Origin of the sequence: Solirubrobacter soli DSM 22325, from assembly GCF_000423665.1 — a bacterium.
In the GTDB taxonomy this organism is placed as follows: domain Bacteria; phylum Actinomycetota; class Thermoleophilia; order Solirubrobacterales; family Solirubrobacteraceae; genus Solirubrobacter; species Solirubrobacter soli.
In genome coordinates this window covers 326,084-344,770 of the sequence record NZ_KE384072.1, presented here as the reverse complement: position 1 = coordinate 344,770, position 18,687 = coordinate 326,084, and the positions used below count along the sequence as shown (strand labels likewise).

The 18,687-nt window shown below is 71.4% G+C and carries 19 protein-coding genes; 8 read left to right on the top strand and 11 right to left on the bottom strand.

Features of this window, described 5'->3' with window-relative positions; translation table 11 throughout:
* Positions 1-65 precede the first annotated feature (65 nt).
* From G569_RS55825 to G569_RS0140595, 3 genes are all read left to right on the top strand, one after another.
* Positions 66-2,255, top strand: coding sequence for a M4 family metallopeptidase (locus G569_RS55825; RefSeq protein WP_037502603.1), 2,190 nt, complete (start codon positions 66-68; stop codon positions 2,253-2,255).
* A 204-nt stretch (positions 2,256-2,459) separates the two neighbouring features.
* The gene (locus G569_RS0140600; RefSeq protein WP_037502600.1) at positions 2,460-2,930 is read left to right on the top strand and encodes a hypothetical protein; all 471 of its coding nucleotides are present in this window, start codon (positions 2,460-2,462) and stop codon (positions 2,928-2,930) included.
* A 236-nt stretch (positions 2,931-3,166) separates the two neighbouring features.
* Positions 3,167-3,718, top strand: a complete 552-nt coding sequence (locus tag G569_RS0140595) for an ArsR/SmtB family transcription factor (RefSeq protein WP_028067646.1) — start codon at positions 3,167-3,169, stop codon at positions 3,716-3,718.
* Here the strand turns inward: G569_RS0140595 and G569_RS60090 are convergent.
* The 3 genes from G569_RS60090 to G569_RS60085 all read right to left on the bottom strand — a co-directional run bounded on the left by G569_RS60090 (position 3,652) and on the right by G569_RS60085 (position 5,853).
* Positions 3,652-4,377: a FadR/GntR family transcriptional regulator gene (locus G569_RS60090; protein WP_053227735.1), complete on the bottom strand. Its 726-nt coding sequence runs from the start codon at positions 4,375-4,377 to the stop codon at positions 3,652-3,654. The genes G569_RS0140595 and G569_RS60090 overlap by 67 nt on opposite strands.
* Before the next feature lie 39 nt (positions 4,378-4,416).
* Positions 4,417-4,938, bottom strand: a complete 522-nt coding sequence (locus G569_RS0140585; RefSeq protein ID WP_028067645.1) for a winged helix-turn-helix domain-containing protein — start codon at positions 4,936-4,938, stop codon at positions 4,417-4,419.
* A 138-nt stretch (positions 4,939-5,076) separates the two neighbouring features.
* A complete protein-coding gene (locus G569_RS60085; protein ID WP_053227734.1) occupies positions 5,077-5,853 on the bottom strand; it encodes a class I SAM-dependent DNA methyltransferase in 777 nt (258 codons plus the stop codon).
* A gap of 193 nt (positions 5,854-6,046) precedes the next feature.
* On the opposite strand from G569_RS60085, the gene G569_RS0140575 reads away from it, so the two are divergent.
* Positions 6,047-6,673 (top strand): response regulator transcription factor, encoded by a 627-nt coding sequence (locus tag G569_RS0140575; protein WP_037502597.1) that lies wholly within the window; start codon positions 6,047-6,049, stop codon positions 6,671-6,673.
* On the opposite strand, the gene G569_RS0140570 is transcribed toward G569_RS0140575, so the two are convergent.
* The 7 genes from G569_RS0140570 to G569_RS55805 all read right to left on the bottom strand — a co-directional run bounded on the left by G569_RS0140570 (position 6,670) and on the right by G569_RS55805 (position 14,329).
* Positions 6,670-6,876 carry a hypothetical protein gene (locus G569_RS0140570; RefSeq protein WP_157592643.1) on the bottom strand — a complete coding sequence of 69 codons (207 nt, stop codon included), beginning with the start codon at positions 6,874-6,876 and terminating at the stop codon, positions 6,670-6,672. The genes G569_RS0140575 and G569_RS0140570 overlap by 4 nt on opposite strands.
* A gap of 111 nt (positions 6,877-6,987) precedes the next feature.
* The gene (locus tag G569_RS60080) at positions 6,988-7,467 is read right to left on the bottom strand and encodes a MarR family winged helix-turn-helix transcriptional regulator (protein WP_053227733.1); all 480 of its coding nucleotides are present in this window, start codon (positions 7,465-7,467) and stop codon (positions 6,988-6,990) included.
* 120 nt (positions 7,468-7,587) lie between these two features.
* Positions 7,588-9,144 carry an SLC13 family permease gene (locus G569_RS0140560; protein ID WP_028067642.1) on the bottom strand — a complete coding sequence of 519 codons (1,557 nt, stop codon included), beginning with the start codon at positions 9,142-9,144 and terminating at the stop codon, positions 7,588-7,590.
* Positions 9,137-10,072, bottom strand: a complete 936-nt coding sequence (glsA, locus tag G569_RS0140555; RefSeq protein ID WP_037502594.1) for a glutaminase A — start codon at positions 10,070-10,072, stop codon at positions 9,137-9,139. The genes G569_RS0140560 and glsA overlap by 8 nt, the downstream gene beginning before the upstream one ends.
* Entirely contained in the window at positions 10,072-11,685 is a 1,614-nt protein-coding gene (locus G569_RS0140550; RefSeq protein WP_028067640.1) for an AbgT family transporter, read from the bottom strand. The genes glsA and G569_RS0140550 overlap by 1 nt, the downstream gene beginning before the upstream one ends.
* A gap of 4 nt (positions 11,686-11,689) precedes the next feature.
* Positions 11,690-13,027, bottom strand: coding sequence for a M20/M25/M40 family metallo-hydrolase (locus tag G569_RS0140545; RefSeq protein WP_028067639.1), 1,338 nt, complete (start codon positions 13,025-13,027; stop codon positions 11,690-11,692).
* Between the two features lie 57 nt (positions 13,028-13,084).
* Positions 13,085-14,329, bottom strand: a complete 1,245-nt coding sequence (locus G569_RS55805) for an MFS transporter (protein ID WP_064750569.1) — start codon at positions 14,327-14,329, stop codon at positions 13,085-13,087.
* Positions 14,330-14,696: 367 nt separating this feature from the next.
* Here G569_RS55805 and G569_RS63455 point away from each other — a divergent pair, with 367 nt between their 5' ends.
* Genes G569_RS63455 through G569_RS0140520 form a run of 3 tightly spaced genes read left to right on the top strand, consistent with a single transcriptional unit; the run spans position 14,697 to position 17,502 of the window.
* Entirely contained in the window at positions 14,697-14,987 is a 291-nt protein-coding gene (locus tag G569_RS63455) for a hypothetical protein (RefSeq protein ID WP_037502591.1), read from the top strand.
* Entirely contained in the window at positions 14,959-15,780 is an 822-nt protein-coding gene (locus tag G569_RS55795) for a DeoR/GlpR family DNA-binding transcription regulator (RefSeq protein WP_169542357.1), read from the top strand. Before G569_RS63455 ends, G569_RS55795 begins: the two co-directional genes overlap by 29 nt.
* A 9-nt stretch (positions 15,781-15,789) precedes the next feature.
* On the top strand, positions 15,790-17,502 hold the full coding sequence (locus tag G569_RS0140520; RefSeq protein WP_028067638.1) for a hypothetical protein: 1,713 nt from the start codon (positions 15,790-15,792) through the stop codon (positions 17,500-17,502).
* Here G569_RS0140520 and G569_RS0140515 read toward each other — a convergent pair.
* A complete protein-coding gene (locus G569_RS0140515; RefSeq protein WP_028067637.1) occupies positions 17,499-18,086 on the bottom strand; it encodes a carboxymuconolactone decarboxylase family protein in 588 nt (195 codons plus the stop codon). The genes G569_RS0140520 and G569_RS0140515 overlap by 4 nt on opposite strands.
* Positions 18,087-18,249: 163 nt before the next feature.
* On the opposite strand from G569_RS0140515, the gene G569_RS0140510 reads away from it, so the two are divergent.
* The gene (locus G569_RS0140510; protein WP_037502588.1) at positions 18,250-18,678 is read left to right on the top strand and encodes a VOC family protein; all 429 of its coding nucleotides are present in this window, start codon (positions 18,250-18,252) and stop codon (positions 18,676-18,678) included.
* Positions 18,679-18,687: the final 9 nt, after the last annotated feature.

Genomic DNA, 18,687 nt, shown 5'->3' with positions numbered 1-18,687 from the left:
CGTTCACATCGCCGGCAAGGAGCCACGCACGAATGCATCGCAGGGTCTCGATCGTCGTAGCTGCAATGACGTTGCTGGGAGTCACCGTCTCGACCGCTCAGGCGGCCAACTCACCCGCCGACAGGGCCGCCGACTACCTCAAGTCGCGTCCCTCCAAGCTCCACGTGAGCTCGTCGGACTCCTTCCACCGCGGTGACGTCGTCACCACCAAGGAAGGCCTGTCGTACGTGCCGTACGAGCGCAGCTACAAGGGGCTGCCGGTCGTCGGCGGCGACTTCGTCGTCGTCACCAAGGACGGCCAGGTCGCCTCGACCGCGGTCGCGCAGGACGAGACCATCAACGTCTCGACCACGCCGAGCCTCTCGGCGGCGCAGGCCGCGCAGACCGCGAGCTCGCAGGTCCCGGGCGTGAATGACGTCCAGAGCACCGACCTGGTCGTCGATGCCACCGCCGACCAGCCGACGCTCGCCTACGAGACCATCGTCACCGGTCAGAAGGGCGCGATGCCGAGCAAGCTGCACGTGCTCACCGACGCCAAGACCGGCGAGGTCATCTCCACCCGCGACGAGGTCGTGGACGGCACCGGCAACAGCTGGATGAGCGGGCCGGTGACGATCGGCACCTCCGGCTCCGGCACGTCGTTCTCGATGACCGACGCCGCCCGGCCGGGCATCTCCTGCCGCAACTCGTCGAGCCGCGCGGTCCTGACCGGCACGGATGACGTCTGGGGCAACAGCGACGGCACCAACATCGAGACCGGGTGCGTCGACGCGCTGTTCGGCGTCGGCAAGGAGTGGGACATGCTCGGCTCGTGGTTCGGCCGCAGCGGCATCAACGGCTCCGGCGGCGGCTTCCCGATCTACGTCGGCCTCAACGACCTCAACGCCTACTGGGACGGCACGGGCGTCACGATCGGCCACAACCAGGCCAACCAGTGGATCTCCGCGCTGGACGTCGTCGGCCACGAGTTCGGCCACGCGATCGACTCCAACACGCCCGGCGGGCAGTCCGGGAACGGCGTCTCCGAGGCGACGGGTGACATCTTCGGCGCGCTGACCGAGGCCTATGCCAACGAGGCCGTGGCCTACGATCCGCCCGACTACACGGTGGGCGAGGAGATCAACCTCGTCGGCAGCGGCCCGATCCGTTACATGTACAAGCCGTCGCTGGCCGGCGATCCGGATTGCTACTCGTCCTCGATCCCGGGCGCTGAGACGCACGCCGCGGCGGGCCCGCTCAACCACTGGTTCTACCTCGTCGCCGAGGGCTCGGCCCCGGCCGGCAAGCCCGCCAGCCCGACCTGCAACGGCGCCGCGGTCACCGGGCTCGGCATCCAGACCGCGGGCAAGATCTTCTACAACGCGATGCTGACCAAGACGAGCGGCATGACGTACCTCAAGTACCGCACCGCCACGCTCACCGCCGCCAAGAACCTCTTCCCCGCCAACTGCAACGCCTACAACACCGTCAAGGCGGCGTGGGACGCGATCAGCGTCCCGGCCCAGGCCGCCGATCCCACGTGCACCATCGGCGCCGCCGTCGCGGTCAACAACCCGGGCAACCAGACCTCTGGCCTCGGGACCGCCGTGTCGCTGCAGATGACCGCCACGGGTGGCACCGGCACGTACGCCTGGTCGGCCACGGGGCTGCCGGTCGGTCTGTCGATCAACGCCTCGACGGGCCTGATCTCCGGTACTCCGAGCAGTGTGGGCACCTACGCGGCCGTGATCACGGCGACCTCCGGCGGCGTGAACAGCTCCGTCACGATCAACTGGACGATCTCCCAGCAGCCGGTCTGCGCCAGCCCGGGCAACAAGCTCGGCAACCCCGGCTTCGAGACCGCGACCGCGCCGTGGACGTCGACCCCGAACGTGATCGGCGCCTACGCCGGCCAGACCGCGCACGGCGGCACCCGCTTCGCCTGGATGAACGGCTACGGCACCACCCACACCGACACGCTCCAGCAGACGGTGGCGATCCCGGCCGGCTGCACGAACTACAGCCTCTCGTTCTGGCTGCACATCGACTCGGCCGAGACGACCACCACGACCCAGTTCGACAAGCTGACCGTGACGCTCGGCGCGAACACGGTGGCGACCTACTCGAACCTGAACAAGGCCGCCGGCTACCAGCTCCGCACGATCAACGTCGCGGGCTTCGCCGGGCAGACCGTCGTCCTGAAGTTCACGGGCACCGAGGACACCTCGCTGCAGACCTCCTTCGTCGTCGACGACACGGCGCTCAACGTCAGCTGACCTAGCTGAGACGCCACGCGAACGCCCCGGCTCAGTCCGGGGCGTTCGTCGTTCGTCACCAACCGTGTCCACGCGAGCGACGCCGCTGATCGGGCCGTCGGCCGCGGCCGTTCCGCCGACCCGCTTCGTAGTCTCCGACCGCAAACGAAAAGTGCCCCGGCGGCGCGCCAACGCCCCGGGGCCGGCACAGGAGGCCGTACTCCCATGCAGCAAGACCGTACCGTCAGTCCGGCTCGCGTGGCGGGCAGCGTCCGCGGGCTCGGGGTCTGCGACGCGTTGCGGGTCGAGGTCGCGCCCGCGCAGTGGGCCGGGTTGGAGCGGGGCGTGGGGGAGCGCATCGCCGCGCTCGAACGCCGTGTCGTCGAGCTCCGTTCCGCGGGCGAGCGGGACGAGCTGGATCGTGCGCGGGAGGCCTTGCGGCTGCTGACGCGGATGAAGACGGACTTGCCCGGCTCGGTCGTCACCGGGCCCGCCGACCTCGTGGTGGAACTGGTCGAGACGTGCTTGGCGGACGCGATCGCGCGGGTATCGGAGCGGCTGACGGCGGGATCGCCTCGATGCGCGGGCTGGATGGATGAGCTGGAGGCGGCGGGGGCGTGGGTGGCGACCGCGCTCGACTGCGCGGTGGTCACCGAGTTCTGCTTCGAGCCCGGGCTCGACCCCGTGCGCTGGTAGGCCGGCATGTCGGCCGAACCCGGACGGATTCGTGTCTGGTCTTGGAGGCCACGTAGTGATCCAATCACCCAATGTCCTGAGGTCGAGCGCAGACAAGGGGGTGAGCAAGCGTGAACATCGTTGTTGCGGACCGTCCGGTGGCGGGTGAGTCCGGGTTCTGGAAGGGCAACTGAGCACGTCCCCGGCGCCGCCCGCTCCCGTAAGCGGGCGGCCGTGGGACGTGTCACGATGACGACATGACGGCACGCCCGTCCCTGTTGCTGGCCCACGCGCTCCGCGACCGGCTTCTGGCCGCCTACCAGCTCGGGCCCGCGAGCCCGAGCGACCTCGCTCGCCGCACCGGCGAGCCACTGAACCTCGTCAGCTACCACACGCGTGTGCTCCTGCGGCACGGCTGGCTCGAGTTGGTTCGAACCGAGCGCCGGCGAGGTGGCACGGCGAGCGTCTACCGCGCGACGGCGCCGGGCGTCATCGAGGACGAGGAGTGGCAGCGGCTCCCACCACAGCGGCGGCGTGCGCTGATCCGGAGCCTCGTCACGGTGGCATCGGAGGAGGCCCGCCGGGCGGCCCACAACGGCGGGTTCGACGCCGGCGACGCGCACATCAGCCGCTGGCCGGTACGGCTCGACGAAGCCGGCTCGGCCGAGGTTGCCGAACTCCTGCTCGGCATGGTCCACGAGCTGACGCGCATCCAGGCACGCTCCACCGCTCGGGCCGGCGATCAGCGGCGCGTCGAGGTGGTCCTGATGGGCTTCGTCGCGAGCCAGCGCCGCAGCTGGCGGGCGTAGCCGTCCACCGCGGCCTCCGCCAGCTCCGGGTCGCGGCTCAGGACGCCTTCGACGATCCGCTGATGATGCAGAAGCGCGGTGCTGTCGCGCTCCGGCGCGCGCATGCGGCGAACCTCGGCGAGGACGACGTGCAGCGGCTCGATCAGCGTCGCCAGCACCGGGTTCTCCGACAACGCCGCCAGCGTGCGATGAAACCACACCTCCGCGACCACGAACGGATCGTCGGCGCCGAGGGTCCGCGCGGCGTCGGGCTCGAGCGCCCGCTGCATCAGGTCGGCACGCGAGCGGAGCAGGCGCAGGTCGGCGTCGGTGGCGAACTCGGACGCGTGGCTCGCCGCCGCCCGCTCGACGACGGCCCGCGCGTCGATCGCCTGCGGCAGGACGTTCGGATCGGGGCCGCGCTCGATGCACGCGCGGAGGACGTCGGGCGCGCGCGTGTCCCAGCTCTCGCGCTGCGTGATCGTGTGGCCGCGCCCGGCGCGCACGGCGATCAGGCCTCGCTCCTCGAGGCCGCGCAGCGCCTCGCGCACGGCGGTGCGGCTCGCGCCGAGCCGCGTCCGCAGCTCGTCGACGCTCGGGAGCCAGTCGCCCTCGGCGTGCTCACCGCCGACGATGGCATGGAGCAGCTCGCGCATCACGTCCTCGTACTGGCGCGCCATGGCGGCGGATCGAAGCAGGCGCCGCCGCCGCGGTCAACGCTATCTCGGCGGTTCGAAGCCGAGCATGACGACCTCGTGCTCCGCCCCGGAGGCGCCCTCGCGGGCGATCCGGGCCAACGCCGCGTCGGCGGCATGCAGCAGCGCCACGACTTCGCGCACCCCCTCGCGGTCGAGCTCGAGCGGGTAGCGCGACACGTGCGCGTCCGCGTGATCGAACCCACCCGCCGGGACCGCGCGCCTGGCATCGTCGGCGATCAACTCGATCGCGCCGACGGCCAGGGTGCGGCGCAGGCTGCCGGGGAGGCGCTGCCACTGCTCGTCGTCGATCACCGGGTCGACCGTGGATCGATAGAAGCGGACCAGCGCGCCGCGCCGGCGTTCGCGGCGTACGAGCTCCACGAACCCGTGCCGGAGCAGCACCCCGGTGTGATACGCGATCAGATTGACGGGCTCGTCGAGGCGCTGCGCGATCGCGCTCGGGCTCTCGGGCCCGTTCGCGTACTCGAGCAGGAGCCGGTGGCGGAGCGGATGAACGAGCAGGCGGCCGAGGCGGTCGGACATCGCGGGCCGATCATCGCACCTCCGAGAACCCGCCCGCCGGGCGATGCGGGCGGGTTCGATCGGCTCTTCAGGACCCCTTCCAGCTTCCGGCCTCTTTGATCACCGGCCGGTCGGTCACCACGATCTCCATGCTTGCGTTCACCCCCTCGCCTCCGCGATGTACACGGCCTTGTTGTGCCGGGCCTCGTCGAGCGGTTGCTCGCTTCCGCCCGCTCCGTCCGTGCCCCAGACGGCGAGCAGCTGGAAGCCCTCGGCCGCCAGCGCCGCCTCGATCGTCACCGGCGGGTGATGGCATTGGCGGTGGATCGCGCGAACTCGTTCCCACCACGGCCAGCTCTTCGGGACGAGCGCGTCCACGGAGGCCTCGGCCACCGATCCGGGACCTAGCTCGTCCGCGCCGGCGCGCCCTTCGAAGACCACGATCCGGTCCGGCCCGGGCACGACCAAGAGCGACGTGTAGAGCTTCCGGAACGCGGCGAGCGTGTCGACGTCGAAGACCGCGAGCCCGCCCTCCCGCAGGTTGCGGCGGAAGCCCCGCAGCGCGGCTCGCAGCTCCGGTTCGCTGAGCAGGAAGTTCAGACCGTCCGACACGCACCACACGACGTCGAACTCGCCGACGCGGGGGAGCGAGCGCAGGTCGTGCCGAAGGAGCGGGACCTCCGGGCCGAGCCGCGCGCGGGCGCGTTCGAGCATCGCGGGGGAGACGTCCACCCCCACCACGTCGTAGCCGCGGGCGCGCATCGCGGCGGTGCTCGAGCCGGTGCCACAACCCGCGTCGAGCAGCCGATCGCCCGACAGCCCCGCCGCCCGCGCGAGCGCCTCGACCTGCTCGGCCCATGCCGCGTGATCGTGGAACCCGGTGAGCTGGTCATAGGCGGGCGCCAGCGCGTCCCATGTCTCCTGAACCGCGGTCATACGGTGATTCGATCACTTGGCGGGCGTTCCGGCCAGATCACGTTCTGTCCGGCGGATCGGCCGACATGTCGGCGCTTCCGACCGGTCAGCCGTTGGACCGCGTCCCGGCCGGATTGGGCTCTAGGTCGCCGATCCGCCGGTCAGCGTCACGTCTCACCCGACGTCCCGCGACGCCATCCCTAGCGTTCGGCCCGTGATCACCGTGGTCATCGCCGACGGCCAATCCCTCTTCCGCGACGGGCTCGCCCGCGTGATCCGTCAGGACGTCGGCCTGCGCCTCCTGCGCGAGGCGGAGGACGGCCGCTCGGTCGTGGCATCGATCCGCGAGCTCGTCCCGGACGTCGCCCTCGTCGCCCGCGACCTCCCCGGCCTCGACGGCGACCGCGTCGTCGCGGCCGTCGCCCGCGAGCGACTCGCCACGCGCGTGGTCGTCCTGGACACCGCCCCGGGCGCGCACGTCTGGGAGCTCCTCGGCGGCGGCGCCGCGGGCGTGCTCTCGCGCCGCGTCACCCCCGACGGCCTCCGCGCGGCCGTGCGCCACGCCGCCGGCGGCGGCACCGCGCTGTGCGAGGAGGCCCAGGCGGCGATCGGGCTCGAGATCCGCGGCCGCCACGTCGGCTCGCGCCCGCTGCTGAGCGCCCGCGAGCAACAGGTCCTCGAACTGGTCGGCGACGGCCTCAGCGCGCCGCAGATCGCCCGCCGCCTCCAACTCGCCCCGTCGACCGTCCGCACCCACCACAAACACCTGCTCGCGAAGCTCGAAGCACACGACCGCGCCCAGCTGATCCGCCACGCGATGCGGCGCAAGCTCCTGGACTAGCTGTCCTGCTCACGGACTCCGTGGACGCGGGTGATGGGTGGTCGGCCGTTCTCGACGCTGTGCCGTTCGGCGTAGACGAGCCGAGTGTGTTCGTCCTGGACGGCGATCATGACCGTCGGGCCGAGTTTGCGGGAGCGGTTGCGCTTGGCGAGCCGGTGGCGCTCGTTCAGCCGATCCGGTTCTGCCTCGTCGATCACATCCAAACTGATCGAGTTGGCGCGTCGGTGGGGTGTGTCGAGTTTGTCCCCCCAGAGGGGACAAAGTCGACACACCCCCTCAGAGTGACGAGGACGGTCGCGCAAACCGACCACTCACTAGCCCCAGCGGCGCCAGACGGGGTCGGGGGAGACCAACGCCACCGTGTCGTCGCCGCCCGCGGCATCGGCGAGCGCCTCGGCGAGCCCGGCGAGCAACGACATCGCTTCCGGCGGACGGTCGGCCAGGAATCGCTCCGTCGCCTCGTCGACCTCGCGGTACGCGTCACGCAGGCGCGAGCGGCCGGTCGCGGAGAGCTCGACGAACCGCACGCGCCGGTCCGCCGGGTCGTTGCGCCGCGTGACGAACCCGTCCTCCTCCAGCCGCCGGATCATCGCGCCCGCCCCGCTGCGCGACAGGCCGGTGATCTCCGCCACGCGCCGCCCGGGCACGCTGCCGTGGTGGGCGAGATACAACAGCGCGGTGAGCTCCTCCTCGCCGACGTTCAACCGCCGGCGCACGACGCCGTGATGGCGCAGCGCGGCGAGCTCGAGCCCGGCGAGCGCCCGCACGACGGTCATGGACATGCGCTCGGCCATGAGGTTCTGGCCTAGAAGCGTAGATGCTCCGCGCCGCAGAACTGCTCGCCGGCGAGAAGACGACGCTCGTGGCCGGCGAGGGCTGGCACGCGCCGGTCTCGGTGCTCGGCGCACTCGCTGCTAGAACGACCAGATCAGCGGGACCAGGAGGACGGCGACCGCCCCGAACAGCAGGAGGAGCGGCAGCCCGAGCTTCCAGTAGTCGGCGAAGCGATAGCCGCCCGGCCCCATGACCATCAGGTTGGCCGGGGTGGCGACGGGGGTGAGGAACGCGGCGGCCGCGGAGATCGTCACGGCCATCAGCACCGGCTTGGCCGACACGTCCATCTCGGCGGCGGCCGAGACGGCGATCGGGATCACGATCAGCGCCGTCGCCATGTTCGAGATCAACTGGCCGAGGACCGCGGTCAGCACGAACAGGCCGAGCAGGAGCGCGCGCGGGCCGGCGTCGCCGACGATGTCGACGAGCCGGTCGGCGAGCTGCTGCGCCGCACCTGACTGCACCATCGCGGTGGACAGCGGGATCATCCCCGCGACCAGCACGACCGTCGTCCACGAGATGCCACGCTGCGCCTGCTCGACGGTCAGCACGCGCGTGAGGACCATCGCGATGGCGGCCAGCAGACCCGCGACGGCGGCCGGGACCGCGCCCGTCGCGAGCAGGAGCACCATCGCGGCCAGGACCGCGATCGCCGGCTTCGCGCCCGCGCCGAGCGGGACGGCCTGGCGGCGGACGACCTCGGGCGGGTCGACGACCAGCACCTTCGGGTCGTCGAGATGGACGTCCAGCGCCGACCAGCTCCCGCGCAGGAGCAGCGTGTCACCCTCCGCCAACACGGTCTCGCCCGGCCCGGTGTCCTCGCCTGCGCGCTGCACGGCCTCGATCACGAGATCGCCGCTGGGGGTGACCATGCCGGGGAAGACGATGTCACCGGCGAGCGTCGACCGCGGCGGGATCACGACCTCGGCGACGCCGTGGCGGCGGGTCATCAACCCCTCGTGGTCGAGCTCGTACTGCGCCGCGAGCGTCCGCGCGTGATCGCTGAAGTCCGGGGCGATCGAGCGCGCCGCGCGGTGTGGCAGCAGCCGCTCGCCGAACAGCAGCACGATCAGGATCACGCCCGCCGTCAGCGGCAGGCCCACGAGCGCGAACTCGAAGAACCCGATGCTGGTGCCCGCGTTCTCGGCCGCCTCAGCGACGATCACGTTCACCGGCGTCCCCGTCAGCGCGAGCAGCGAACCCGCATGCGCGCCGAACGCCAGCGGCAGGAGCAGCTGCGACGGCGGGCGCCCGGTCCGCACGGCGAGCACGACCGCGACCGGCACGAGCGCCGCGACCGCGCCGTTGACGTTGATCAGCGCCGTCAGCACCGCCACCAGCAGCAGCGTGTAGACGATCAGCTTCGTCCGGCTGGAGCCCACCCGCTCGACCAGCGCCTGCCCGACCCACGCCGTCACGCCCGACGCCTCCAACCCCTCGCTGACCACGAACAGCGACGCGATGAAGAGCACCGCGGGGTCGCCGAACCCCGCCAGCGCCTGCTCGAGGTCGAGCACGTCCGTCGCCCACAGCGAGAGCGCGACGCCGAGCGCGACGATCGCCACCGGAATCCGGTCCCAGACGAACAGCCCGACGGCGGCGCCGAGCACCACGAAGGTGATCGTGCTGTCAGCCATCGGGGCTCGAGATCAGCAGGTCCATCCCGAGCTCCGACGACAGGTGCCGCGCGACCTGCTGGCCTCGGACGCTGTTGCCGGCCGTGTCGAGGCGCGGCGCGAACGTTCCCACCCCGCCCTTGCCGGGCGACACGGTCACGATCCCACCGCCGATCCCGCTCTTCGCCGGGAGCCCGACGTCGTAGAGCCATTCGCCGGACGTCTCGTACAGGCCCGCGGTGAGCATCACCGCCAGCGTGTAGTGGCAGACCGAGGCGTCGATCACACGCTCGCGCGTGACCGGGTTGACACCGCCGTCGGCCAGTGTGGCGCCCATCACCGCGAGATCGTGCGCGGTCACGCGCAGCGAGCATTGGCGGGTGTAGAGATCGACCGCCTCGGCCGGATCGCGGCCGAGCTCCACGAGCCGCGCGAGCGCCTGGTTGCGCGCGTTGGTCGCGCTCGCCGACGCGTAGACCTCGTGGTCGAGCACGAGCTCGCGGCCCGCGAAGCGGGAGAGCCCGTCGCGCAGGAACGCCCAATCGGGGGCGAAGCTGGTGGTGGCGATCGCGCCGGAGTTGACCATCGGGTTCGTCCGCCCGCCAACCCCGCGCTCGACGGCCTCGGCCGAATTGAACGCCAGCCCGGTGGCGTTGACGCCGATCCGGGAGCGCAGCTCGGCCGCGCCGAGCCGCTCGCACACGAGCGCGAAGACGAACGGCTTCGAGACGCTCATGATCGTGAACTCGCGGTCGGCGTCGCCCACCGCGTACGTCGTGCCGCTCGTGCCGACGACGCAGATGCCGAAGAGGTCCGGCGGCACCCGCTCCAAAGCGGGGTAGACGTCCGAGACGGTCCCGGACGTGTCGTCGCGCGAGCGCGCGTAGGCCTCGTCGACGGCGGCCTGCACATCCTCGGGCGCGGGCAGCGCCCCGGTCGAGACGAACATCAGGTGTGGATCGGCGCCCCCGGCCCGAGTGGGATGCCGAGCAGGTACCAGACGACGAAGAACAGCGTCCATGCCACCGACAGCACGATCACGAACGGGATCATCATCGACACCACCGTGCCTATGCCCGCGCTCTTCGAGTAGCGCTGGACGAACACCACGATCAGCGGGAAGTACGCCATCAGTGGCGTCACGACGTTCAGGGGCGAGTCGCCCACGCGGTACGCCGCGAGCACGGTCTGCGGCGTCACGCCGAGCCGGATCAGCAGCGGGATGAAGATCGGCGCGAGGATCGCCCACTTCGCGATCGCCGCCGGCATGATCAGGTCGACGATCATCGTGACGATGATGAAGCCGATCAGCAGCCAGACCGCGCCGATGTCAGCCTGCTCGAGCTGGTCGCCGAGCTTGACCGCGGCCACCTGCGCCATGTTCGAGTAGTTGAAGTACGCGATGAACTGCGCGATCAGCAGGAACAGGAACAGCAGGCTCGCGAGGGTCGCCCACGACTTCGTGATCGAACCGAGGATCTGCTGCGAGCCCTTGATCGTGCCCGCGCCGTGGCCGTACCCGATGCCCGCGGCGAAGAAGATCGAGGCGATGATCACGATCAGGCTGTCCATGAACGGCGAGTCGCCGATCACGTCCCCGGTCTCCGGGTTGCGCAGCGGCGCGCCCGGGATGACCGTCAACAGCGTGATCACGGCGACGGTGCCGAGCGCCGCCCACATCGCGTAGCGCAGGCCGCGCGCCTCGCCTTCGGCGTCGACCTCGGGCTCCTCCTCCGGCGAAGAGCCCGCGTCCGCGGGATCGTAGGTGCCCAGGCGCGGCTCGACCATCCGCGATGACACGAAGGTCAGCACGACGGTCACGAAGAGCGCGCTCGCGATGCCGAAGAAGAGGTTCGCGGCGAGATCGATCTCGGCGTTCGGGTCGGCCAGCGCGGACGCGTCGTTGGTGATCTCGGTCAGGACGCCGTCCAGCGGCGTGATCAGGAAGTTGACGCCGAAGCCCGCCGCGACGCCCGCGAACGCGGCCGCGATGCCCGCCAGCGGGTTGCGTCCAACGCTCTTGAACGCCACCGCCCCGAGCGGGATCAACACCAGGTAGCCCGCATCGGACGCGACGCTCGAGATCATCCCGAGCAGCACGATGATGAACGTCAGCATGCCCGGCGACGAGACCGCGACCAGCTTGCGGATCAGCGCCGCGATCAGCCCGGCGGCCTCCGCCAGGCCGACGCCGATCATCACCACCAGGATGATCGCCACCGCGCTGAAGTTGCGGAAGTTGTCGACGAAGGACGTGAAGAGGAAGCGGACGCCGTCGACCGTCAGCAGGCCCCTGATCTCGGTCGTCTCGGTATGGAGCTTGTATGCCTCGGCGGGCTCGTGCTCATACGGCCCGACGTAGACCGGGTCGATCGATCCGCCGTAGTACGTCTCGGTCGCCGGCAACGGCGGCGGCGAGACGACCTCGTACGTGACCTTGATGTCGAAGTACGACAGCGCCTGCGAGAGCACGATCACGCCGATGCAGAGCCAGACGAACAGGAGCGCCGGGTCCGGCATCTTGTTCCCGAGACGCTCGATGGCGTCGAGGAGCCGTTGCATCGCGTCAGCTCCAGCGCTTCGCGTACTCGCCGAAGAACGCCGCCTCGGCGACGATCGCCTTCTCGAACTCGTCGAGGAGGACACGCTCGTTCGGGCCGTGGATGTTCGCGTAGCCGTCGGTGGTACCGATCAGCAGCGCCTCGGCGTCGGGCAGCGCGCCGGCGAGCGCGCTCACGATCGGGATCGAGCCGCCGCTGCCCGCCAGCAGCACGTCGCGGCCCCAGGCCTCCGACCACACGGCTCGGGCCGCCGCGTACGCGGGCCCGTCGGTCTGCGCCGCGAACCCGTTCCCGGTCGGTCCGCGCTGCACGTCGAGCTCGATTCCGAACGGCTTGACGGCGCGCAGGTGCGCGATCACGGCGTCCTGCGCCTCGACCGCGTCCTGGCCGGGGTGGACGCGCACGTTGAGCACGGCGCGGGCGTGCGGGGAGACCGCGTTCACCGCCCCGTCGACGGACGGGACGTCGATCCCGATCACCGTGATCGCCGGCCCGGACCAGACGCGCGAGCCGAGCCCGCCGGTGCCGATCAGCGGCACGCCGTCGAGCACGGTGCCGAGCCGCCGGAAGTCCTCCTCCGGCTGGCCGGGACCGTCCCACTCGTTGCGGTCCAGACCCGCGACCGCGACGTTCCCGTGCTCGTCGTGCAGGGTGGCGATCGCCTGCAGGACGGCCAGGAGCGCGTCCGGCGCCGCGCCGCCGTATTGGCCGCTGTGCTTGCCGGACTCGAGCGTCCGCGCCTCGACGATCACGTTCGCCATGCCGCGCAGCGCGGTCGTCAGCGTCGGCATGCCGGGCTGGATCGAGCCCATGTCGCCGATGATCAGCGCGTCCGCGCCGAACCGCTCTGGGTCCGTCGCCGGGTAGCTGGTCAGCGCGCCGCTGCCGATCTCCTCGTAGCCCTCGATGCAGAGCTTGATCCCGACCGGCGGCGTACCGCCCCATGCCCGCAACGCGCCGACATGCATGACGATGTTGGACTTCGTGTCCGCCGCGCCGCGGCCGAACAGCGCCCCGTCGCGCTCGGTGGGCACGAACGGCGGCGAGTCCCACAGCGACTCGTCCCCCGCCGGCACCACGTCGTAGTGGCTGTACAGCAGCACGGTCGGCGCGCCCGGCGGCGCTGGGATCGATCCCGTGACCACCGGCGCGGTGTCCGGCAGGTCGAGGCGCCCGACCTCGACGCCCGCGTCCGCGAACAGCGCGCTCGTCAGCTCGAACGCCTCCAACAGCGCGTCGTCGATGCGTCCCGGCACCGACACGGACGGGATCGCGACCAGCCGCTTCAGGTCGTCCGTCAACTCTGGGAGCAGCTTGGTCACCTCTGGGCCCTGCCGCAGCATCAACACGCCTCCTCGTCCGGCCGGCTGGGCGCGATCGTGCCAGCCAGGGGCGGTGGGCTACATCACCCCATCCGGATGAAACGCCGCCAGGCCGACCCGCGCGCGGGACGGCCGACGGCGGTGCAGGTACCAGAAGCCGAACACCCCGCTGATGAGTACGAAGGCGGTCAGCATCCACGCGAGCGTCGCGAAGCCCGCCGCGGTGATCGCGGGGACGAACAGGCTCCAGATGCCGAGGGCGATCCGCACGACCGCGAACATCAGCCCGAGCGCCGTGGCGCGCAGCGCGGTCGGGAACGACTCGGTGCTCCAGAGTCCGAAGAAGCCCTGCGCGCCGAGGCCGCCGCCCGCGCCGCCGATCGCCACGTAGACGAGCGCCACGGTGGTGGTCAACGGGAAGAGGGCGAGGATCAGCATGCTGCCGGCCTGCAACGCGATCCCGGCGCCGTAGAGGCGGGCCTGGTTGGAGCGGTCGACCAGGCGCATGAAGATCGTGAAGGTGACGATCATGCCGAGCAGGAACCCGGCTCCCTGCAGCGCGAGCGCCTGGCCCTGGGTCTGCGCCCCGACGGTTCGCAAGATGTACGGCATGAAGAAGCCGCCGGTGCCGGCCTTCAGGTTCCAGATGCCGTACATGCCGGCGAGCAGCAGCAGCGGCGGGAGATAGGCGGGCTTGAAGAGCTCGCGCACGCCCGCGAGCGTGACCCGCGAGGTCGACGTCGCCGTCTCCCAGTCGCGCGACTCCTCCATGCGCCCGCGCAGCACCCAGAGGACGAGCGAGACCACCAGCAGGTGGGCGAAGATCAGGCGGATGCCGAGCACGCCGAGGTCTGAGAGGGCGAGTGCGAGGAGCAGGACCACGAGCGGGCCGAGCGACCACAGCAATTGGGCGACGCCGGTGCGCTGGCCGCGTCGTCCGTTCGGCGCGGTCTCGGTGACGAGCGTCCACGAGGCGGGGACGTCGGCGCCGACGGCGAGCCCGGTGAGCACGTACCCGAGCACGAGCATCCAGGGCGAGACGGCGAAGATGATCCAAAGCAGGCCGAACGCGTACAGGAGCAGGTCCCAGCGGTAGACGCGGGTGCGGCCGTAGCGGTCGGCGAGCCAGCCGCCGGCGAGCGCGCCGACGCCGGCCGAGATCGCGTTGGAGCTGAACGCCGCGATCAGCCCGACGGTCGAGGTGCTGAGGCCATACTCCTCCGCCCACAGCGCGAGCCCGGCAGCGCCGGCGACGATCGAGCCGGCGTCGATGTAGCTGGCGAGCGCAGCCAGGATCGTTCCTCGCCACGAGGCATGGGGCACGGCGGCGTTCTCCTCCTCTGGACCGGACCCGGTCGATTCCGGTTGAGCATGGCTATCGACGCGGAGAAAACGACCATAACGACCCGGGCTCAGACACGCAACTGAACCCTCATACGAACGCCGCGCGACCCGTACGCGAAGCGCGCGAAGTCGAGGGTGGCCCCCGTTACGAGCCTGGACTCAGGGGGTGATCCTGGGCCACCCGATCGGAGGAGAGAGCATTGCAACGCATAGCGGTTGCCGCCGCGACGTCGGCGGTCGTCGGCTCGCCGGCCGCGCCGGCACTCGCGGGCGCGGCTGAGGACCCGGCGGCCCCGGCGCTCACGCCGGCGAGCACATCGTCGCCCGCGCGACGACGGCGGGAACCGTGAGCAGCACGCTCAGCGACGGTCGCACCGTCAGCGTGACCGGCACGACCCTGCCCGCCTGGAGCGCGATCCCGGCGCTGACGGACGTCTCGGGCGTCGGCACCTACACGACGACGGTCGACGTCGGCAAGGCCTGGACGGCGCCGATGTCACACGATTCGGTGACGATCGCGTTCAAGCAGCACATCGGCGCCGGCGATGCCCTGCGGACCGGCGCGTACAGCCGGACGCTCACGTTCACGTTGTCCACCACGACCCCTGATGACGATGCTGGCCGCGACCCGTCGTGAACAGATCCGTGCGATGCTGCTCGAGAGCGGCGCGGTCACGGTCAGCCAGCTGCAGACGCGCTTCGGCGTCTCGCCGATGACGGCGCGGCGCGACCTCGAAGCGCTGGAACAGGGAGGCAGCGCACGCCGCACGCACGGCGGCGCGGTGCTGCCGTCGGTCGCCGTGCCCGAGGACTCGTTCACACAGCGGGTGGGCGTGGCGACCGAGGCCAAGATGCGCCTCGCGGAAGCGGCTTACGCGCTGCTGGCGGGCGGTGAGACGGTGTTCCTGGACTCGTCCTCCACCGCGTTCTTCGTCGCCCGCCGGATCGCCGAGGGCGGCCTCGGCCTGCGCGTCATCACCAACAGCGGCCCCGTGATGCAGGTCCTGGCCGCGTGCGAGGACCCGCAGGTCGAGCTCTACGCGATCGGCGGGATGCTGCGGCGGCTGACGGGCTCCTACGTGGGCCCGTCGTCGGTCCGCACGATCCGCGAGCACTTCGCCGACAAGGCGTTCCTGAGCGTGACCGGTGTCACCGCCGGAGGGATGCTGACCGACGCGGACGAGCTCGAGGCGGCGGTCAAGCTCGCGATGCTCGAGCAGGCGGGGGAGCGGGTGCTGCTCGTCGACGAGTCCAAGCTGGCCGCCCGCGGGCGGCAGGCGATCGCGTCGCTGGACGCGGTCTCCCTGGTCCTCGCCGACGGGCTGCGCGCCGAGGAGGTCGAACGGCTGCGGGCGCGCGGTGCCACGGTGCGGTCGGTCGACCGCACGGGCCGCTTCAGGCCGGGCTTGCCGGTGACGCGCAGTGGGTAGACGGGCGCCGTGGGGCGCGTGCTGGCCATCGCCGTGGCGGTTGCGATCCTGGTCTGGGGATGCGGTGGCGACGCCGACCCCGCGAGCCACCTCGATCCTGGCTCGGATGCGATCGTGGCGATCGACCTCGACTACGGGAGCTCGAACTGGCAGCAGGTGAAGCGGCTGTACGCACGCGCGGTGCAGGAGGGTGGCATCGACGAAGGCGAGTTCACGCCGCCGACGCTCGACGGGGCGCTCGGCGTGCTCGCCTCGACGACCGGGTTGTCCTTCGCGGAGGACATCCGCCCGCTGCTCGGCGGCCGGCTGCTGATCGGCGTGTCCGTCGAGCCCGCTCCGCCGCCCTCGGCGAACGCGAAACACGTGCTCGAGCTCCTCGACGAGGACGCGACGCGCTACGGGAAGGGCGGAGTGCGCTACTACGACTTCGACGGGAAGCGGCTCGACAAGCGCGCGGTGGAGGTCGCGCTCCGCGAACGGTCGGCGCGACAACCGTCGACCACGCTCACGGCGTCCTACCGCGTGAAGGACCCCAAGGCGCTCGAACGCCTGCTGGACAAGCTGCGTGGGCAAGGGCTGGAGCCGCTCGCCATGGAGGGGATCGAAGGTGCGCAGCGGCTCGGCACGGGTGTGGCCGTGATCGGCGGGGACACGCTGGTCGCGGTGCTCGCGGATGATGAGGACCAGGCGGACGGGATCCTGCGCCGGCGGCTGCAGAGCGACGGGCCCGTGCCGCCCGAGCTCGGCGAGGACTTCATCGCCGCCCACGCGTCGCCGGCGGTGCTCGGCGCTTGGCTGGACCGCGACGAGCTGCGGCGCGTGCTGGCGGGCAGCGCCGGCCGGGCGCTGCGAGGCGCCGAGGCGCGGCTGCGGATCGGCAAGGACGCCGCGCGGGCGACCGCGCGCGTGGACTTCGACGGGCTCGCGGACAAGGACCTCCCACTCCCGGGACCGGGCCCGCTCGCGCTCGCCCCGCAGGAGGGCATCTCCAGCGCGTCGACGAACCAGAGCCAGACCACGGTCTTCCTCGCCCGCCTCGCGCGCGAGCTCTACCCCGACTCGCGCTTCGTCCGTCGTGTCGAAGGGCTCGAGAAGCGGGTGGGCGTGCGGTTCGAGGACGCGGTGCTGCGCCAGTTCTCCGGGCCGTCGCTGAGCATCCTGCGCCCCGACCGCGACGGCAGCACGTCGTTCGCCGCCCGCTCCACGCTCCGCGATCCCGCCGCGATGCGGACGCTGCTGGACCGCATCGAGCCCGACCTCCCGGGAATCCTGGAAGGGCTGCAAGGGCTGGGCTCGACCGGGCTGACGAGTCTGCTGCTGGTCGCCCCGGACGCACCGCTGACCCCGAGCAGCTTCGCGCTGCTGGCCGGCGTCGACGTCCGCCGCCTGGCCGCCGGGGGAACGGAGCAGCTCTACGAGATCACCGGGCTCGACCCCGGCGCGGGCCCGCAACGCGTCGTCTACGGGCTCATCGGCGACGCGTTCGTCGTCGCCTCCTCCGCCGGCCTGGCGCGCGAGGTCGCGGCGCTGAAGACCGAGCCGGCGCCGGAAGCGGCCACCCGCCTCCATGTCAACTTCCCCACCTTGATCGACCGCGCCGCCGCCTGGCTCGGCGACGACACCGCCCCCGCCCTCCGCGTGCTCGTGACGGAGCTGGACGCGAGCGCCTCGGCCGAGGACGGCGACGTCGTCGCCGAGGCGACGGTCCGCTGGGCTCGCTAGGCCGTCGCGATCGGGCGCCCGACGGTGAGGGCGTCGCGAAGCTCGGGCTCGAGCGCGGCGAACTTCGCGTCCGGCTCGACGCCGATGCCATCGAGCACCTTGCTGAAGAAGCAGCGCGCCGCGGCGGCGAGCACGACGTCGAGGATCTCGGTATCGCTCAACCCGAGCACGCGCAGCCGGTCGATGTCGTCCGCCGTGACCGACGCGGCGTCCATCGCGACCTTGTCGGCGAGTTCGAGCACGGCCTTGTCGACCGCGTCGAGATCGGCGGTGTCGTGCTCGACCACGGCACGGAGCTCGTCCGCGCCGAGGAACTGGTCCAGCAGCACCGAGCCGTGCGCGAGCGTGCAGTAGCTGGAGCGCAGCCGGGTCGCCGCGGCGATCGTCGCGAGCTCGTAGCGCCGCAGGTCCATGTTGCCCTTGATCGTCCCGTTGAGCCGGCGCCACGCGGCGTACACCTCGGGCCGGTGCGAGAAGCCCTGCGTGAAGTTCGGCAGGTGGCCGAATATCTCGCGATCGGCCTCGTACATGGCGGCGACGGCGCCCGTCGCCTCGTCTTCGGAAACGGGGGTGATGAAGGGCATGGCGTCGACTATGACGGCGCGCGAACCGGAAGTGGTGAAAGCTTCCGCGGCAGCCACAGGGTCATGCGCACGACGAGGACGCCGAAGGCGAGCGCGAAGCCGACCGACTTGATGATCTCGCCCTCTGCTCGAGGATGTCGCGCCCGATGGTTAAGTGGAGCGAATGCTGCGTTTCGAACATGTGGGCGTCGTCGTCGACGATCTCGACGCGGTCGGCGCGTTCTTCCTCGACCTCGGCTTCGAGTCCGATGGCCGGATGCACGTCGACGGCGAGGTCGTGGACCGGATCAACGGCCTCGACGGCGTACGCGCGGAGCTGATGATGGTGCGCACCCCCGACCGCACGTGCACGCTCGAGCTCGTCAAGTACCACGCACCCGCGAGCGGCGAGACCCCGCAGCCCGCTCCATCGAATCGGCTGGGCCTCCGGCACCTCCTCTTCGAGGTCGACGACCTCGACAGGATCGTCGATGGCATGCGCGAGAAGGGCTTCGACACCGTCGGCGAGGTCCAGGACTACGGGACGAGCTGGCGGCTCTGCTACCTCCGCGGCCCCGAGGGCCTGATCATCGAACTGGCCCAGAAGCTGTAAGGGCGTAGG

Excerpts from the sequence above, each read along its gene's own strand:
- G569_RS0140550 (WP_028067640.1), bottom strand. The coding sequence starts at position 11,685 with ATGCAACGGCTCCTCGACGCCATCGAGCGTCTCGGGAACAAGATGCCG.
- G569_RS0140545 (WP_028067639.1), bottom strand. The coding sequence starts at position 13,027 with ATGCTGCGGCAGGGCCCAGAGGTGACCAAGCTGCTCCCAGAGTTGACG.
- G569_RS60090 (WP_053227735.1), bottom strand. The coding sequence starts at position 4,377 with ATGGCGCGCCAGTACGAGGACGTGATGCGCGAGCTGCTCCATGCCATC.
- G569_RS0140585 (WP_028067645.1), bottom strand. The coding sequence starts at position 4,938 with ATGTCCGACCGCCTCGGCCGCCTGCTCGTTCATCCGCTCCGCCACCGG.
- G569_RS0140510 (WP_037502588.1), top strand. The coding sequence starts at position 18,250 with ATGCTGCGTTTCGAACATGTGGGCGTCGTCGTCGACGATCTCGACGCG.
- G569_RS0140600 (WP_037502600.1), top strand. The coding sequence starts at position 2,460 with ATGCAGCAAGACCGTACCGTCAGTCCGGCTCGCGTGGCGGGCAGCGTC.
- G569_RS0140595 (WP_028067646.1), top strand. The coding sequence starts at position 3,167 with ATGACGGCACGCCCGTCCCTGTTGCTGGCCCACGCGCTCCGCGACCGG.
- G569_RS0140515 (WP_028067637.1), bottom strand. The coding sequence starts at position 18,086 with ATGCCCTTCATCACCCCCGTTTCCGAAGACGAGGCGACGGGCGCCGTC.
- glsA (WP_037502594.1), bottom strand. The coding sequence starts at position 10,072 with ATGTTCGTCTCGACCGGGGCGCTGCCCGCGCCCGAGGATGTGCAGGCC.
- G569_RS55825 (WP_037502603.1), top strand. The coding sequence starts at position 66 with ATGACGTTGCTGGGAGTCACCGTCTCGACCGCTCAGGCGGCCAACTCA.
- G569_RS60085 (WP_053227734.1), bottom strand. The coding sequence starts at position 5,853 with ATGACCGCGGTTCAGGAGACATGGGACGCGCTGGCGCCCGCCTATGAC.
- G569_RS60080 (WP_053227733.1), bottom strand. The coding sequence starts at position 7,467 with ATGGCCGAGCGCATGTCCATGACCGTCGTGCGGGCGCTCGCCGGGCTC.
- G569_RS0140560 (WP_028067642.1), bottom strand. The coding sequence starts at position 9,144 with ATGGCTGACAGCACGATCACCTTCGTGGTGCTCGGCGCCGCCGTCGGG.
- G569_RS55795 (WP_169542357.1), top strand. The coding sequence starts at position 14,959 with ATGACGATGCTGGCCGCGACCCGTCGTGAACAGATCCGTGCGATGCTG.